Raw genomic sequence first — 17,553 nt, 5'->3', positions numbered from 1 at the left:
TTGATATCTCCAAATTATTTAGTAACGAACTGGGTGATATTGACAGTAGTAATCAGGTATTTGCATTCCTTGAATTTTCATACTTTGAATGCGATATAAAAATGCTGCCCCAGTCATAATGTGATGAGCAACATCCACAACTTGCCGATTATTTGCTTCTGCCAAATAAGAACCACGCACCCAGTCGTTAAAACCACCCATCGCCGGGCCGCACCAAATTTGATAATCAACTTCTCTACCTTTTTCCCCGGAACTAGACCAACGGGAAGATAATCCTAAATACCAACGGAAAATCAACGCCATTTTTAGCTTAGGATTGTTAACTGCTTTACCTAATTTCTCTGGATTTTTCTGAGATAAATAAGCCGCCGTCCCTTCCCAAACTTCAGCAATTGTTTTCCGGAAAACTTGTTTTTCTAATTTCTCTCTTTCAGCTTGAGGAATGGCTTCAATTGAGTCATAATTGCGGTACAATTCATACAATTTTTGCGCCCGCATAGCGAACATTGTCCCACGTTTGAGGACTTGTAATTTCACTCCCATTTCAAACATATCGGCGGCGGGAGCCATAATTACATCAGCCATTTCAGCTTGGGCTAATAATTGCTTGGTATGGTCACAAGCACCCGATTCAATACAAGCTTGATTTACCGAACCAGTTACTATGTAAGCAGCGCCCATCATAAAAGCTGCTAAAGCTGATTCTGGTGTGGCAATTCCACCGGCTGCACCTACTCTAATCGGTTGGGGATAATTATATTGTCTTTGAATTTCATCCCGTAAAGCAATAATTGAAGGTAACAAACAAACCAAGGGACGGTTATCTGTATGACCGCCAGAATCAGCTTCAACGGTGATATCATCAGCCATCGGTACGTTAGCAGCAAGCTTTGCTTGCAACTCAGTAATTAACCCTTGTTCCAGCAATTCTTTGATAATTCTGGCTGGTGCTGGTTGCATAAATTTACTCGCTACTTCCCGGCGAGAAATTTTCGCAATGACTTTATTTTTAATTTGAATTTGATTGGCATCATTTAAACTTAATCCTGCCACCCGATAATAAACGATGTTGGCAGTTAAATCTAAAAATGCCGAAGCTTCTACAGTTGTCACCCCATATTTGAGGTATAAATCCACAGCCCGGCGCTCAATTGCCATATCATTGGGGCTGTGGATTAAATTGAAGGCGTAGGGGCCATTGGGTAAAGCTTGTTGAATCCGATTAATAGCTATTTCTAAACGTTCTGGAGGTAAACCACCAGCACCAAAAGAACCCAAAATTTTCTGTTTACCTAAAGCAATGACCATTTCTTCCGAAGCAATACCCCCAGCCATTGCACCAGTCATATAGGCAGACTGTACGCCATAAAATGAGAGAAAAGTAGGGTCGCCCAGTTGTTGAATGCGGATAGATGATAGAGATGTTAAAAGTTCTACTTGTCCTGTGATGCCAATTTCCGCAGGAGCTAAATAACCGTCATTTGTTACACCAATTTTGCCAGCAACTTTGACAATGTAACAAGGTTTATCTAAAGCCATTAATTTATTTTTTATGGCTACTTGTTCAAAAGATATGCAGTCTAAAGAACCTTTCCAAACTAGATTTTGATATGAGTTCTGGGCAGAAAATCCTAGACCATTATCATATTTATTTATCAGCGCATCAACAGTGGTCACAGTCGTTCCCTCGCACGATTAGCAATTAATTACTACCTACTGGCTCATGACAATTGGAAATAGATGTTCGTAGTAAGGACTTTAGTCCTGAAAATTAAAGACTGAAGTCCTTACTACAAACGATGATTGTTTAACTATTTCACTTCTTCCTGCAATAAATCTTCAGCACAAACCATTTGTAATTGAATAATTTCACTCAATTGCTTACTAAAATCTTCTCTGGCTTTTAAGAAGGCTGTGTGATTTTGCGTTATCCGCGCATTGTTTGCATTCAGCTTTTGATACTGAGCTTTATTTAATTCCAACATATTGATGATGGTTGCAAATTCGATATCGGTGGTAATTAATGATGAAAAATCTTGTGGCGTTGTGGGTTGAGTTGCGGTTAACTCAGAAGATTTTAGTTGTTCTTCTGGCTCTAAAACGTGTTCAATGATATTTTCTGGGGAGTTTTCTACAGGCTGGGGTAGAGTTGCACTATTAGCTAATGCCTGTGGTAACTTCAGTGAAGTTATGCCTAAAATATCGTGTTGCTGTTGTCTCTGGGCGCTTTCTTGTTTGAATTTCTCGGCAATTTCTTGAAATAGCTGACGGTTTTCTGCACTGAGGATTTTACCTGTAATTGCATCACCACCTAAAGTTACAGTCCGCAGCATGACTTTATTTAGCTGACTAATTTCTGTAACTGGACTATATAGTGGCGATAAATTCACAGCTACTCGATGGCTGACGAGTTTAGCTAAGGCTTTGATAAAAGAAGTATGGTCATCTAAACCCCGACGGTTCAGCGATATGGTAATGTGTTCTTTATCTTCGAGGATTTTATCAAGCCAGCGCGAGCAAACACTACCAGCACCAGCTTCTACGAAGATTTTTGCCCCGTCGTCGTAGATGCGGTTAACTAGTTTGGGGAAATCTAATTCTTGAGATAGCCCTGTGGCGATACTACGGGCAATATTTTCCCTCTCCAAGGTGATAGTTTGATATTGGGCAGCAGAATAAAATACAATGCCGGAAATATCCTGACTCGGTAAAGTATTTAATTTTACTAGTTCATCAAACTCCGATCGCATGGTTTGACAATGAATCACATGATCGAATGGAGCCGGAAAAGCATTACAGCCTATAGTTTTGATCACCCTTTGACAAGCCGCAGGCTCACCTGCAATTAATACTTCTTCTGGTGTATTAATTTGTGTCAGATAAACCCGTGTTTCATTTCTAATAGCATCCCGCACTTGTACAGGACTAGCCATCAGCACATAATTACCCCACAAATTATCACCTGAAGCTGTGGCAGCTTTTGGTAATCCCCAATACTCACGCACTGCGTTTTTCGGCCCAGATAACCTATCACCAAACAACGCCGAGGAGTTGAAAGAATTACTACCCTCATAAAAATTGCTCCACACCCCTTGAGCAACCATCATGCTGGTTTCACCCAAACTATAGCCAAACACATATTTCGGACGGACTTGAAAATCATCCCGAATAATGGTTGTGAGCAATTTGGTGCAGAACATTTCCGCTTCAAACATCGCCAGAGAATCATTGAGTAATTTCTTCTCTAGCTGTTCTAACTGTCTGGTGGTTAACTTATTCAAGCTTCTAGGAAATACCAGCCTCTCGACATCAGCAGCCCGTTTGTAAATACTCTGTACAAAGGGGTTGTCGTGGAGTTTGGGAAAGAGACGGAAAAGATTACGCCCAATACCCACATAAGAATTTACCGCCGCCGGATAGACGTAAGCGACTTCACCTTTTTTACCCAGTGGGTTGGCTGTAAAGTAACTACCTACAGGTGTTTGCCAATCTGTACCTTTGTCAAACGCCGCATTAATACCTTTACGAGCCGATTCAATTTCTCTGAGGAGTTCTTTCTTATTCCGCCCAGCAATTGAGATGGCGTAAGGTGCTTGGGATTGCTGTTCAAAGGTGTTGAAGGCTTGACTGGCACTATTAGATAAAGCAGCACTTTCAGCAATACACTTTTGTAGCTTATCCAAAGCCTCTACAAGGCTGGTACGGTCATCAGCCGTTACAGGGAACAGATAAAAAGGCATCTGTTCCAAATATTTATTCGGACGCTCTTGCTCACTGGTTTCTTCCGACAAGATGACATGGGCATAACTACCATCACACCCTATCCCATTAATCGCCGCAATCCGTCGTGAGGCGTTCTTGCTGAGGAACCAAGGTCTAGATTCTGTAGCTACATAGAAAGGGCTACCCTCAAAGGCTTGGGGAGTCTTCACACCAGACCAATTAGGTGTAGAGGGGATGTATCTGTAATACAAACACAGGGCGGTTTTAATTAAGCTGGCAATTCCCGAAGCCACAAAAGTATGACCAATGTTCGCTTTCACACTGCCAATTGCACAGTGCAGCCCATCACCTACCGACGGATAAGCTTGGACTAAACCAGCGATTTCCGCCTCATCTTCCTGGGGAATCCCACTGGCGCAAACTTCTACATACTTCACCTGCTCAGGTTGGACACCAGCCATCTGTAAAGCTTGCTGACAGCCTTGGCTAATGCTTGTTCCGTCTACATTTGTGTGGGATTGTCCAATACTAATAGCATCAATTACAGCATAAATGCGATCGCCATTTTCAATTGCCTGTTGATGACGCTTGAGAACAACTACACCCGCACCCTCTCCAGGTGTCCAACCGTTGGCTTTTTGGTCATAGCTCAAGGTATTGGTGCCTGTATTAATCTTCGCAGATTGACTGCGTAATAAGACATTTTCTACCCCACCAGCCAAGTCCACCGCACCAACAACCACTGCATCCACTTCTCCAGTCATCAGCAGCATTTGTGCCACTTCTAGCGCCTTGAAAGCAGAACTTTCTGCCGCCATTACCGTGAAAGAAGGGCCAGTGAAATTCCATAAAGAGGAAATTCGATTAGCCATGATGTTGGTGATGCAGCTCAAATACTCACCAATCTCTACTTGATGGTGAATACTGTCTTTAACGATGGTTTCCAGTTGAGTAACTTGTTCTGGTGGTAGGGTAATTTCTGCTGCGTTCAAACCATCCTTAACTTGCCAAGAAGCATCCCAGCGTTGTTGTAGCTGGTGTATAGATAACTCTGTTTCAGCCCCAATAATTACGGCTACATTGCCCCCTTCTGAAATCTTCGCATCTTTGAGGGCGCGATCGGCTACTGTCAACAGTAGCAATTGTTGAGGATTTAATTTTTCAACTTCGTTGGGAGGAATCTTATAAGCGAGAGCATCAACATCAAATTCTTTGATGTAAGCACCTACAGGCGCTTTCCCGTCAGCTAAACCATACTCTGACAACAAGTCTTTCTGCTCATCAATGCCATGCCATCTCTTTAGCGGTAGGGAAATGAAATGCTGCTTACCGTCATAAATACTGCGCTCAAACGCATCTAAGCTATTGCACTCACCAAAGAAGGCATCCATACCTACAATAGCGATTTTGGCAGTGTTGTTATTTTCTGTTTCAAACATCACTTTACTATTACCCTGTCAAGGTTACATAAATCCACAAGTTTGTAGTAAGGGCTTTAGCCCTTATTGATAAAGCACTTTAGTGCTGACTACAAACCTTCTTTTTCTAGAATCAGATGGGAATTGGTTCCACCAAAACCAAAAGCACTCAAAGCCACATATTTAGTTCCAGTATTGTGAGGCCATGATGTGGGAGTACGGACAATATTCTTGGCAGAAATCACATTATTTGCCGAACCTATAGGGTCATTTACATTAATAGTTGGTGCAATCTGATTATGATTCATGCCGTAAATTGCCTTCGTCAAACTCACCATACCGGCAGCTACTAATAAATGACCCACATTAGCTTTAGCTGAACCTACTAATGGTGATGTTTGGTGTTTTCCAAAAAAGGTTTCTATCGAGTTAAATTCTGTGGTATCGCCCAATAGAGTACCAGTGGCGTGACACTCCAAATAATCAATAGCTTGGGGACTCAGTTGGGCTTCTTGATAAGCACGTTCAAAAGCTAATACTTGTCCCTTCGTACTAGGGCTAAGTAAATGCTTTCCTTTGCCATCATTAGAAAGACCATTACCACATACTGTAGCCAGGATTTTATCGCCATCTCTGACAGCATCACTATACCGTTTCAGCATTACCATTCCAATGCCTTCGGATGTCACCAAACCTCTTGATGATTTATCTAAAGGCGAGCTAATTCCATTTTCTGGATAGGCTTGCAGACCAGAGAAAAACATCCGCAAGAACAAAGGGTCTGTGCAACTGATAGCACCAGCTAACATCACATCAGCTTTACCCGTCCACAGGTAATGAGATGCTAATTTAATCGCGTAAAAAGCTGAAGAACAAGCAGCATCAATACAGAAATGATTAGCTGATAGAGAGAAAGCCTTAGCAACTAACGCGGCTGGTAAGCCAGATATCATGGCATTATGTGTAGCTGGTTTAGTTGCTGTGGGTAAAGCAGCTAGATGGAAATCTGGATTTTGTAAAAGTTCTGCAACAGCAGGTTCAATGGTTTGACGATAAATTGGTGCAATTAATTGATTAGATAACCTTGTTGGTAAAGAAAGAGTCCCTAAAATTACTCCACATTTAGAGAGAACTTCTTTATTTCCCCAATAACCACTATGTAAAATTGCTTGTTTAGCCGCATATAGCGACCATTTGAAGCTATTATCTAAGCTTTCCACATATTCTGCTGGCAGATTGTATTCACTAGCATCAAATTGAAAATTGCGAATAAATCCACCTTTGAGGAAATAAATTTTTTCCGGCTTGCCTTTTACCGGGTCGTAAAATATTGTGGGATCTACGCCCATTTCTTCAACAGTTACAGATGATGTCGAATCTTTCTGATCATTAATATTCTGCCAAAATTGCTCAGGATTGTTAGCATCAGGAAAGAGGCATGATAAGCCAATGATGGCGATTTTTTCCACTACTAATTTCCTCGTTAGGGTATAACGAATTACGAACTATTAGATTTACGCTATTCCCCAAACTGGACAGGATTCACTAAGTCGCAGACAAGCAAAGATATGAGGCTGATTAATATCGGCCTACTATAGCAATCCTAAACTATTTAGGATGTTTTGAGGGTTTTGTTTTCAGATTTGTCTTACTCACAGGAGTCGAGACTTGGGAGAGTTTAGGACTAGAGTAATATACATCATTGCCCTTATAGCAATTCCTAAGCAAGTGAGGTACAGATTTATTCTTCTTGAACGCAGAGGGGCGCTGTAGACGCTTTTTCGGCTTGCCGCAGGCTGGAAAACGCAGAGAAGCGCAGAGATTTTACCTAGTACTTCAGTAGATTAGGAAACGCTATATCTCCCTTATTTCTTACTTTGGTTTATGTAAATTCATCGGTGCAATGATGGCTTTTGCGCCTAAGATGCGGGAAAATAGTTTTCCTTCGCTGTCGTGTAAGATGATGTTGGCATTTGTGCCTGTGGCTGTTTTACTGATAACTTCGCAAGAAACGTAGAATGGTTCATCGCAAGGTATGGCGCGAAACTGCTCTGAGTGAGTTAATTGTCCGGGTAGGCATACTTCTTGATGTAAATGACTCAACCACAGCCATAAGGGTTGGGTACTGATATCAGTGGAGTAGGGATTGTGCCATCTGACAGGAAACTGTCCTTGGGCTTCATCTGAGATTGTTTTCCACAAACATTCAACGGTAATTTTTTCGGAATTAATGTTTAAAACTCTGGTAATTTCTTGAAAAGATGGGCCGTGAAATAAGGATGAATCTCCATTACGATAAAAATCTTTACCTCTGGTGGTAATGATGTTATCTTCTGTGAGATTTAGGGATTCATAAAATGGTGCTTCTGGGGATTTGTGGACGATGGTAATGTGGGCGCTGAAGTGATAATGGGTTTTACCTTCTGGTGTTTTGCTGAGTATTTTGGTCTGAAATTCGATAGATTCAGAACCATGTTTAGCAATTTCTTGTATTTCTAAAATATGTTCTTTAGGAACATTTTGATTGAAGGTGATTCCCTTCAAAACTTTAAATTCTTGACAACGGAAATACTTATAACCTGGGTACAATTCTTCGCAAGCATTAATCATCCAAGACATGGCACAGGTAGCAGGTAATACGGGAATACCTGCAATTACATGGTCTTGTAAGAAGGGGTTCGCCTCTACTGTCATGCGGCGACGGATGCGATAGCTGCGTAGTTGGGGGTCTAGGTTTCCTGGTGGGGGGATGATGGGGCTACCGATGACTACTTGAGTGGAATCACGGTGACTGGGATGGAGTTCGTTAACTAACATTTTTGTGCCAACATCCACAGGGATAATATCAATTCCCCGTTCAGCAAAGGCTTTTTTTAGTTCTGGTGTCACCATTCCACTATCCCAACCGCCCCAGTTGATGGCGACAACGTGACACTGGGGATTGTTTTGTTTGATTAGATGGGCAGATTTATTGAGGATTTCATTAGCGATCGCATAATCCGATTGCCCCATATTCCCATAAAATCCGGCGACGGAGGAAAACAATACTAAATGCTCTAGTTGTTTGGGGTCAACACAAGCCAACAGGTTTTCTAAACCTTGCACCTTTGCAGTGTAAACTTTTTCAAAGTCCTGGTCTGTCTTCTTCTCAATCAATTTATCGGCTAAATTACCCGCGCCGTGGATAATACCTGTAATCTTGCCGACAGATGCTAACTTTTGCTGTAACTCCGCGACATTAGTCACGTCAACATTAATATACTCTGCTGTTGCACCTGTGGCAGCGATCACCTGTAAGGTGGCTTTGATTTCTCGGCTGGAAACAATTGTGTGATAAACCTTCTGTACGCTCATGGGTGTGGGCTTTTCACCTTGAGTCAGTAGGTGCTGCATAATCGCTTTTTTTAAAACTGGCTCCTCAAGACAATCACGAGCAAAATCTGGCTCGTTTTCGATGACTTCTGAGCGACCAAGGAGAATAAATTTACAAGGTTGGTGTTGGGCTAGTTCAATGACGCACTGAGCTGTGATTCCTTTTGCACCACCACTGACAATAAAAACTGATGCGGGGCGAACTTGGGTGAGTGTAGTCATATACTTGAGTTGTAAAAGTATTTTGTTTATTCCTCTGCGTGGGGGAGAAATAACGCAGAGGAACGCAAAGGTAAGCGCAAAGTTACGCGGAGTGGTTAGCTGATGAGGGTGAAGCGTCCTTGGGAGTTGTAAGCGACTTCAGGGATATAGAGGTTGGAGTCGTGTAGTTCGTTAAGGATGTGTTGCGCTGATTTTTGGGGGTTGATGGTGGGGCTGAGGTCGATTCCTCTGGTAAATACGTTAGGCCATTCCCATCTTAGGGTTTTCACTAGTCCGAATAATCCGCCAGCGATCGCCCCAAAATTGGTGTTATGCTCTAATCCAAAGGCTCCATCTAGGCGGGTGACGGTGAGGAAGCAACTACGCTCATAGCGTCCGGCTTCGGTGAGGGATTTTTTCAGGTACTTGGCGATGAAAAATATTTGCTTGACAATCGCTTTCTCTTGTGGTAAGTAAAGCCCTTGATTGGAGAATGCTGGGTGGAGGTGGATGAAAGCGCCAATTGTGCCGTAGTTGGTGGCGATCGCAGATAATTTGTGTTGTAGTAATTCTTCACTCATATCTGCGAGGGCGACGCGGTGGACGCTGGCGGGTAAGACTGATTGTTGGGGAACGATGGATGAGGGGAAGCTTAAGACTACGAGTTTCCAACCACGCTCTGTTAGGGATTGCACTACTTGGGAGGTGGTGAGGGAACCATCATCGGTGATTAAACAGATGTGTCCCTCTGGTAACGAAAAGTCTAAGCTATCTGGTGTTGGTAGGTATTTGAGTTTGGCTGGACGGCGTTGGACGTTGCCGATTATTTGGACTGGCTGCCAGTTGCACTCAGACTGAGACTTTTTTTTTTCACCTCCCACCAGCTTCTGGAGGTAGTCAACAATTTGCCGGATGGTACGGAGGTCGCCTAGTTCCTCGATGTTGGGCTTGGGTAGGTTGGGGTATGTCTCTTGCATTGCTCCCAGGATTTCTACCCGTTTGATGGAGTCAATCCCCAAATCTGCCTCCATGTCCATATCGAGTTCTAGCATTTCCACTGGGTAGCCAGTCTTATCGCTAGTGATGTTGAGTAAGGTTTGCGCTAAGTCTGCGTAGTCGGTGGTGTCTGCGACAGCTTCCGGTTCTGGTGTTGCGGGGATGGCGACTGGCTCAGGTGCAACTACTGGTGCTGGTGTAGGTATACTTGCAGTGACTACTGGCGCTGGTGTCTCGGTTACTTGTTGCGCTTGTTGAATCGCTACCTCTACCGTCTGGCTAATCGCAACTTGAGCTTGCAGATACTCGACAATTTGCCCGATGGTGCGTTTTTCTGCCAGTTCTTCTAAGTTGGGCTTGGGTAGGTCGGGGTACACTTCTTGTAATCCGCCTAAGATTTCTACCCGTTTGATGGAGTCAATCCCTAAATCTGCCTCCATGTCCATTTCCATTTCCAGCATTTCCACTGGGTAGCCAGTCTTATCGCTGATAATTGCTAGGAGGTTTTTATCCAAGTCAGCAATATTAATGGCTGGTGCTGGTGCGGATTCAGCAATTTTTGCGACTATTGGTGCTGTAACGACTGGTTCACTTGTGGGGATGACGGGTGCTGGTGCGGTAGCTACAGGTTCAATTGTGGGAATGACAGCAGCAGGCGCAGGTGTTGTGGGAATAACAGGAGCAGGTGCAGTAACTACAGGTTCAGACTGAATTTGCCAAGCTGTCGGTGCAGGTGCATCAACTATGCTGATGTCTTTTTTGACTACAGGCTCAGGGGTGGAAGTGACGGGTGCAGCAATTACGGGTGTTTCGATGGTGAAGGCGGAAACTTCTGGGACTGGTGTTTCAGTCACTGGCGTATTCACTCCACCAGACAACACCAAAGAATATTGTTGTTGAATTAGTTCAAAAAAGTTTCTTGCATAAGCTACCTGTTCCTGGAGGTATTTTTCATGGATGCGGAGGGTTTCGCCTTGTTGGGAGTGAAACTGCACCATGCTACGCTCTAGGCTTTCCATCACCACTAGTTTAAGCTGGGCTGCTTCTTGGGAAGATTTGGCGTTTGCAAACAAGGTGTTTTGTTGCTGCATCAGTTGGAAGAACGCTTTGGTGTATTCCATCTGATGGTTGAGGTAAGTACCATGAACTTGCAGGTTCTCAGTTTGATTTTTTTGAAACTGAGTTGTCAGGTACTCTAAGCTTTCTAGCACGCGCTTGTAGTTGTCCAGTTTTTCTGGTGTTTGCATCTTCTTTTCTTCGACTAGTTTGGGTGAAGCGATCGCCACATTCATTTCAGGTCGGTGAGCTATGAGACTAGTAGAGTTATCTAATATTTTGGGTAGTTGGGTGATTTTGCCATGTCCGTTACCGTTACCGTTATTTTCTTTGACTGCTGCTACAGGTTCAGAAATTGCGGGGGTAACAGGTGCAGAGGGTAGGGATACTTTGAACCCATCGTTCATTGCGTCCTCCCACGCCTTTTTGGTTTTTTCCGATCTGTAGTTGATACCCCGTAAGGTGACACTCAGACCTTTCTTTGTCTCGGCTGGTGGTAGTGCAGGAGGGGCTTGGTATGGGTCGAGGTTTTGTAACTGCATCCCTATCACTCGCATTTGTACGGCTGCTTCCCGCAGAGAGCGATCGCTGTTCTTTTGGGTGCTGGGGTTCAAGGATACGGTGATGTGGGGGCGATCGCCAAGGATATCTTTCACTAAGTTGGTGAGAATCCGCTTCGGCCCAAATTCTACGAAGCAATGACCGCCAGCCGCATAGATATTTTCAATCTCCTGCTTGAACAACACCGAGTTAGCCAGGTGAGTTTCTAGGATTTTTTGAATCGCTTGGGGGTCTTTGGGATAAGGCTTACCTGTAACGTTAGTGAATACAGGGATTTTCGGCTCGTGGAATTGGACTGATTTTGTGGCGATCGCAAAGGATTTTTGGGCGAAAGCAATCAGTGAGGTGTGGAAGGCGGCGGAGACTGGTAAGGGTACAGCCGCGTAACCTTGGGCTTGTAAGGCTTGACGGACTTTAGCGATTTCGGCGGTCGGCCCTGCTAAGACAATCTGGGTGGGAGAATTGTAATTAGCGATGCTAACTTGAGGGAACTGCTTGAGGATGGGTTCAATTTTGCTCAAGTCTTCCTTCACCGCCAGCATTGTCCCTGCATCATGGTCTGGGTCTTCTGGCGCAGCCATTGCTTGACCCCTAGCTTTCACTAGGTACATATAATCTGCGTCACTCAACACACCCGCAGCCCACAAAGCGGTGATTTCCCCAAAGCTGTGTCCGGCTACAAAGTCAGACTTAAACCCAGCTTGTTTGAGGATAGAATAAAGCCCGGCGCTAAATGCCCCAATTGCTGGCTGTGCGTATTCTGTACGTTGCAGTGCAGAAACTTGAGCGTTTTTCTGGGCTTCATCAAACACAGGATTGGGGAAAACAATTTCCGACAGAGGGCGCAAGTTATCTTGAAGCAACAACCCATCCATATAACCGAACAAACGGCGCAAGGTGGGGAAGTTCATCACCAGTTCCCGTCCCATTTCCAGGTATTGAGAACCTTGACCGGAGAACAGGGAGACGACTTTACCGTTTAATTCCATACCGGAAGCACGGTAGTAAATCCCTTGGGGATGTTCCCAGTTAGCTGCACCAGCTTTATGCTTCAGCCAGTCGATGCTGGTTTGCATGAACTTGCAAGCTTCTTGCAGATTCTCGGCGACAAAGCCCACCCTAGCTGCATTTTGGGGAATTTGCACCGATTGACAATCTTGAACTAATTGGGAGTAATGCTGATTACCACCATCAGATTGCAACTTACCTAAAACTTCCTCACACTGTTTGAGCAGTTCCGCCGGGTTAGCCGCAAACAGTAAGATTTCATTGGCGCTGTTGTGTAAGCGGTAAGGGCGATTTTGTTCTGCTTCGTATTCTTCCAAAACTACGTGGTAGTTTGTCCCACCAAAGCCGAAGGAACTGACCCCAGCCCTTCTTGGTGCTTCTCCTTCTGGGCGAATCCAAGGTCTAGTTTCGGTGTTGAGGTAAAAAGCCGATTCTGTAATGTTGAGTTTGGGGTTAGGCTCGGTGATGTTAATTGTCGCTGGTAATACTTTATGGTGCAGTGCCAAGGCTGTTTTAATTAGACTTGCTGCACCAGCTGCCGCTTTGGTGTGACCGATTTGGGATTTCACACTACCCAAAGCGATGTGCTGCTTTTTGTTGTCGTGTTCGCTAAAGTAATCTCTTAAAGAACCGAACTCGGTGGGGTCACCAGCCATTGTCCCTGTACCGTGGGCTTCCATCAGACCAACGGTAGCGGGGGAGAAGCCTGCATCTTCATAAGCACGGCGCAAGGCATTGACTTGTCCTTCCTTGCGGGGCGCATATATACTCTTGTAACGACCATCACTAGAAGTACCAATACCTTTGATGACTGCATAAATGCGATCGCCATCACGTTCTGCATCTTCCAAGCGTTTCAGCACCATCATACAGATTCCTTCGCCCAACATCATCCCGTCGGATTTTGCATCGAAGGGTTTGACGTTATCGCTGGGAGATACGGCTGGGGTTTTGCTGAAGGAAATATAAGCCATGATGGTGTTATCTGTATCCACACCACCAGTCAGCATCATGTCGGCGCGATGTTCGACTAATTCACTAATCGCCATCTTCAATGCACCGAAGGAACTAGCGCAAGCCGCATCCACGACGCAGTTCATCCCGCCGAAGTTCAAGCGGTTGGCGATACGTCCAGCCACAACGTTAGCTAACATCCCAGGGAAGGCGTTCTCATCCCACTTGACGTAGGCACTTTTGATTTTATCGACGATTTTTTTGGTGTCTTCGTCGGAAAGTCCACTGTTTTTGAGGACTTTTTCCCAAATTGGATATTCTAACCTTGCGGAAAGTGGCATACCCAATTGCTTGGCCATCGCCACACCTAAGATTACCCCCACCAAATCGCGGTTAAATTCACGAGCATCGCCATAACCAGCATCTTCCATTGCTTCTTTCGCAACTACTAAACTTAATAGTTGGGAAACGTCGGTTACTTCCAAAATGCTGGGAGGAATACCAAATTCCATTGGGTTAAAATCAACCTCAGGAATAAACCCGCCCCGTTTACAGTAGGTTTTATCTTCAGGGGTTCTGGGGTTGGGGTCGTAGTAATCTTCTACGCTCCAGTGAGTAGAGGGAACATCAGTGATACAATCAATTTTATTAACTATGTTTTGCCAATATTCCCGTAAATTTCTCGCTTCGGGTAGCAGTGAAGCCATGCCAATGATGGCGATAGGATTATGTTGTAGCTGTCTATTAATTTTGTTGATTGACATTGGTTTTTCTGATTTCATTTTTTTTTCCTCAATACACCTCAACAAAACCTTTTCGCAGTTATTTATTTGGGTTTCTAACTCCGCTAAGGCACTATCAATTGGATTAGCAGACATAGGACATATACTGTTCTGGAGTACTGTGGATTTTGCAGCTACAGTAATTTCTGTTGCTCAGTTAAAATAGCGATCGCACTTGTTAGCAACTACCTATCCTATGTGCATTGGCACAGCTGATATCAATTCAAAATACTCCTTCCCTGCGGGACGCTCCGCGAACGGAGAAGCAAGCTACAAAATTCAAAAAGCCAGATTTTCTAATGGTTTTCTAGTTTGAATTTGTTGCAGGATTTTCGAGAATTGGTATGACTGTAGGTCAGGCTAAATGCTTTTCTTGAAACACCACACCATATATACGGCCCATTTCACCCTGTCAGCTTTGGGCGGGTGTAAGAGTGTTAGGGTTTTGATATCTATATAGACCCTACATTCCTAAACTCAGTAATCAAAAGAATGTTATCCAACGCTTGACTCTTGATATTGTGGCAATAGGTCAATAACGTTGTTGAAACTGGTAAAATAATCTTGGACAACGGTAGCTGCTTGACCCGTAAATTCAATCCATTCGTAATGGTAGAGATTTTGAGCAATTGTATCCCACTGGAACGATGGCAACTGAGGAGTAGCTATGAGGACAGAAACGCTTTTTTCTCCCAAACTAGTTTGATTATCTAGTTTCACCGCAGCCACATAGCTGGTATTAATGACAACGTTCTGTATCTTGATGAATGCCATAGCCAGTTTCAGCGTCCAGGATAATATATGTTATGGGATTTGTCTCAGAAAAGTTGACAAGTTCGTTACAGAAGAAACATCACCTTGATTACGAATTCATACCGTTATTTGCAGGAATAATCAAGCATATAAAAGGTGATGGTGATGCAGCACTCAGGAGGCAGAAAGCAGAGGGGAAGAAAATTCTTTTCGCTTTTTCAATTGAGTAATTATTTCTGCCATACTGCACTGGGTTTAGTTTTTGCTGTTACAGTTGCGATTAAATAACTAATTTGCCTTGCCGCTTTTTTACGTTGAATTAATAAAAACAATAGCACAGTTCATAGAAACTAAATCATTTGTTTAAGTTTTTTTTATAAAAAAGCTGGTTATTTATTGATGAAAATCTCAATTTAGACATAGTATGCAAGTATAACTAAGAACTAACAAAGATAGACTGTAAGTTGCTTGATTCAGGCTTTAAGGTTAGCTACATCTTGATGCAGAGAATAGTCAAACCATCTAGCACCTCAGTAATAACTCATGAAATACATAAATCAGATTACTGAAATTTCTAAATTTGTTTTTCAGCATAACGCCATAATTGAGGGATGCTTTTTGAGGGATTTCTAATATAAATGACTGATGAAGGTGAGTAAGTATTTATCAAGCAAACATTCATTTTATCTATTGTGCATAATAAACATATCAAAGGCTTGTGATGAATTACCTAAATTGCTGATTTACAAATAAATATTTGACAAACAAGCTACAGAATAATTCGTAATTGATATCTTTATTTTTCTCTATGCTCTATTCCCTGCTCCCCATCTACGCAAATAATTTCAAGAATCAAATCGGATTACTATATGGGTAATTATGCTTTTTTAATTTGTGATTCATTAGTCACTGTTTTGATGGCTTGTTTGCTAGTCCATTTTTGCCATCGTCCAATTCCCCGACTCATTAATTCGGAATTGCTGTCACCAATAAAACAAATTCTCCCCATTCGTTCACAAGTAATTAAGATTTCGCCGTGTCCCATAAATGGGGCAATCACAAAATGATTGGGGCTGGTGTACAAATTGATCAAATAGTTAACAATTCCTTCAACGCCTTCAATATTAATTGGTGTTTGGGGTTTAGGTATTACTTGATGAGAAAAAATTCCTACATAAAAGTGACCTAGTAATAATTCATATTGGAAGGGCATTTGATTCCGCTTGTAAAATTCATAAATATGTCCTTCCGAACGGATAACAGCCACAACTCTGGCTTCATCCACCAAGTAATTATGCTCCCAAGTGGGTGAGATGGTGGCGATCGCCAATGCTGCATCTGAAGGTAGTAAATTGCGAAATTCTGGCTTGGCTGTGTCGCCACAATATACTAAATGTCTGCCTAGTATCCATTCATCACCAGTTTGAATCACTGGTTCATTGGTGGTTAGTGGTGCTGGCTGGCGTTGCGTTTTCTTCGCTGCTAACTTGGCTTCCTTTTGGGCGATCGCACTTTTATAAGCTAGTAACTGAGATGCTTTTTGCTTTTCCTTCGACTCTTCTACTAACTTCGCTTGTTTTTCCGCCTCTTTTTTATCGCCTCTCACCTGGGCTAACTCCCAAGCCTGTTGCGCCTCTTCTGCCAAATTCCGTTCCTGTGTCCCCGCCCTCGCCACCTGTAAGAGGGCTGTGGGACTATCTGCAATGGGTGTACCTTTAATCAGCTGTTTGACTTCTGGGTGAATACTTTTGGCAATTTGCTTACCATGCTGAAAGGTGCGTTCCGAGTAACCAGCCTCTTTCGCTAACTCCACAGTTCTCTTCGGAGGTGGTGAAACCATTTCACCACCTTTAAATGTATGTTGATTATCCCCAACCTTCGCCCGCAATCCCATACGTTCGAGAATTTGGTCACGTTCCAACCACAATTCCGAACGTTCCAAAGGCTCTAACTCATTGCGAATCAAATTTTCGTCAATTTCTGCTAACCGCGCTTGGTCAGTATCTTCGTAATGGATAATATTGCAGGCGATCGCTTCTAGCCCCAACAACTTACAAGCTGTCAGCCGATGCAGTCCAGCAATCAAGGTGAGCCTCTGATCTACCGTGATGGGGTTCAATAGACCATTAGTCTTGATTGATTCCTTCAACTCATTCACTTTCTCACCCTTGACCGGACGGCGATTGCGACCGATTTTAATTTGGTCTATGGGTACTATAGGCATAGTTATACCAATTCAAAATTCAAAATTCAAAATTAGGAAAGCCAAGCAGAATCATGGTTTTGGAGTATGTATCTGTCCCATTCTTTTCTCAAATTGGTATTACTATTTTTCAGTGCAGTCAATTAACACACCAATAATTACGACTAAGATACACCTAATAAGTTTCATCAATCATCTGGAAATGATGATTTTACCGCCAGAATCGATGAGAATGTCTTATACTACACAGCTAGGGGAAGCACAATCCGCCAATAATACCAAAGACACTTAATTACTCACAAAATACGGCATCCCAGGGTAATCTATATACTCATTTAATTGACAAAATCAGAGTTTTTTGCAATGATTAGAGACTAGTTTGCCCAAAGTTTTCGCCTACTTTTATCAGCGCTTCGTGGTGTTTGAGATGCAAATTTCTTGCTAGATATTTATAGGCGATCGCCTCCCACTGATAGGAGTACATCGCTGACAACAAAGGCATTCATTTTTTCACTCCCTAATTCCA

8 protein-coding genes are annotated in these 17,553 nt (G+C 43.2%); all 8 read right to left on the bottom strand.

Annotation, left to right across the window (positions count from 1 at the left end; all coding sequences use genetic code 11):
* Positions 1 to 18: 18 nt before the first annotated feature.
* The 8 genes from H6G18_RS11055 to H6G18_RS25020 all read right to left on the bottom strand — a co-directional run bounded on the left by H6G18_RS11055 (position 19) and on the right by H6G18_RS25020 (position 17,529).
* On the bottom strand, positions 19 to 1,677 hold the full coding sequence (locus H6G18_RS11055; RefSeq protein WP_190407150.1) for a PfaD family polyunsaturated fatty acid/polyketide biosynthesis protein: 1,659 nt from the start codon (positions 1,675 to 1,677) through the stop codon (positions 19 to 21).
* Positions 1,678 to 1,811: 134 nt separating this feature from the next.
* Positions 1,812 to 5,162, bottom strand: a complete 3,351-nt coding sequence (locus H6G18_RS11050) for a PfaB family protein (protein WP_190407220.1) — start codon at positions 5,160 to 5,162, stop codon at positions 1,812 to 1,814.
* Positions 5,163 to 5,251: 89 nt separating this feature from the next.
* The gene (locus H6G18_RS11045; protein WP_190407149.1) at positions 5,252 to 6,610 is read right to left on the bottom strand and encodes a beta-ketoacyl [acyl carrier protein] synthase domain-containing protein; all 1,359 of its coding nucleotides are present in this window, start codon (positions 6,608 to 6,610) and stop codon (positions 5,252 to 5,254) included.
* Between the two features lie 403 nt (positions 6,611 to 7,013).
* On the bottom strand, positions 7,014 to 8,735 hold the full coding sequence (locus H6G18_RS11040; RefSeq protein WP_190407148.1) for an SDR family NAD(P)-dependent oxidoreductase: 1,722 nt from the start codon (positions 8,733 to 8,735) through the stop codon (positions 7,014 to 7,016).
* 95 nt (positions 8,736 to 8,830) lie between these two features.
* Positions 8,831 to 14,167, bottom strand: a complete 5,337-nt coding sequence (locus H6G18_RS11035) for a type I polyketide synthase (RefSeq protein ID WP_190407147.1) — start codon at positions 14,165 to 14,167, stop codon at positions 8,831 to 8,833.
* 399 nt (positions 14,168 to 14,566) lie between these two features.
* Positions 14,567 to 14,845 carry a hypothetical protein gene (locus tag H6G18_RS11030; RefSeq protein WP_190407146.1) on the bottom strand — a complete coding sequence of 93 codons (279 nt, stop codon included), beginning with the start codon at positions 14,843 to 14,845 and terminating at the stop codon, positions 14,567 to 14,569.
* Positions 14,846 to 15,701: 856 nt separating this feature from the next.
* A complete protein-coding gene (locus H6G18_RS11025) occupies positions 15,702 to 17,048 on the bottom strand; it encodes a ParB/RepB/Spo0J family partition protein (protein ID WP_190407145.1) in 1,347 nt (448 codons plus the stop codon).
* Between the two features lie 346 nt (positions 17,049 to 17,394).
* The gene (locus H6G18_RS25020) at positions 17,395 to 17,529 is read right to left on the bottom strand and encodes a hypothetical protein (protein WP_277875583.1); all 135 of its coding nucleotides are present in this window, start codon (positions 17,527 to 17,529) and stop codon (positions 17,395 to 17,397) included.
* Positions 17,530 to 17,553 lie beyond the last annotated feature (24 nt).

It is taken from the genome of Anabaena subtropica FACHB-260, from assembly GCF_014697105.1.
Classification (GTDB): domain Bacteria; phylum Cyanobacteriota; class Cyanobacteriia; order Cyanobacteriales; family Nostocaceae; genus Trichormus; species Trichormus subtropicus.
This window is presented reverse-complemented; position numbering and strand designations above follow the sequence as displayed.

What these genes read in the sequence shown, in the direction of transcription:
- H6G18_RS11050 (WP_190407220.1), bottom strand. Translation starts at nt 5,162, where the DNA reads ATGTTTGAAACAGAAAATAACAACACTGCCAAAATCGCTATTGTAGGT.
- H6G18_RS11040 (WP_190407148.1), bottom strand. Translation starts at nt 8,735, where the DNA reads ATGACTACACTCACCCAAGTTCGCCCCGCATCAGTTTTTATTGTCAGT.
- H6G18_RS11035 (WP_190407147.1), bottom strand. Translation starts at nt 14,167, where the DNA reads ATGTCTGCTAATCCAATTGATAGTGCCTTAGCGGAGTTAGAAACCCAA.
- H6G18_RS11030 (WP_190407146.1), bottom strand. Translation starts at nt 14,845, where the DNA reads ATGGCATTCATCAAGATACAGAACGTTGTCATTAATACCAGCTATGTG.
- H6G18_RS11025 (WP_190407145.1), bottom strand. Translation starts at nt 17,048, where the DNA reads ATGCCTATAGTACCCATAGACCAAATTAAAATCGGTCGCAATCGCCGT.
- H6G18_RS25020 (WP_277875583.1), bottom strand. Translation starts at nt 17,529, where the DNA reads ATGCCTTTGTTGTCAGCGATGTACTCCTATCAGTGGGAGGCGATCGCC.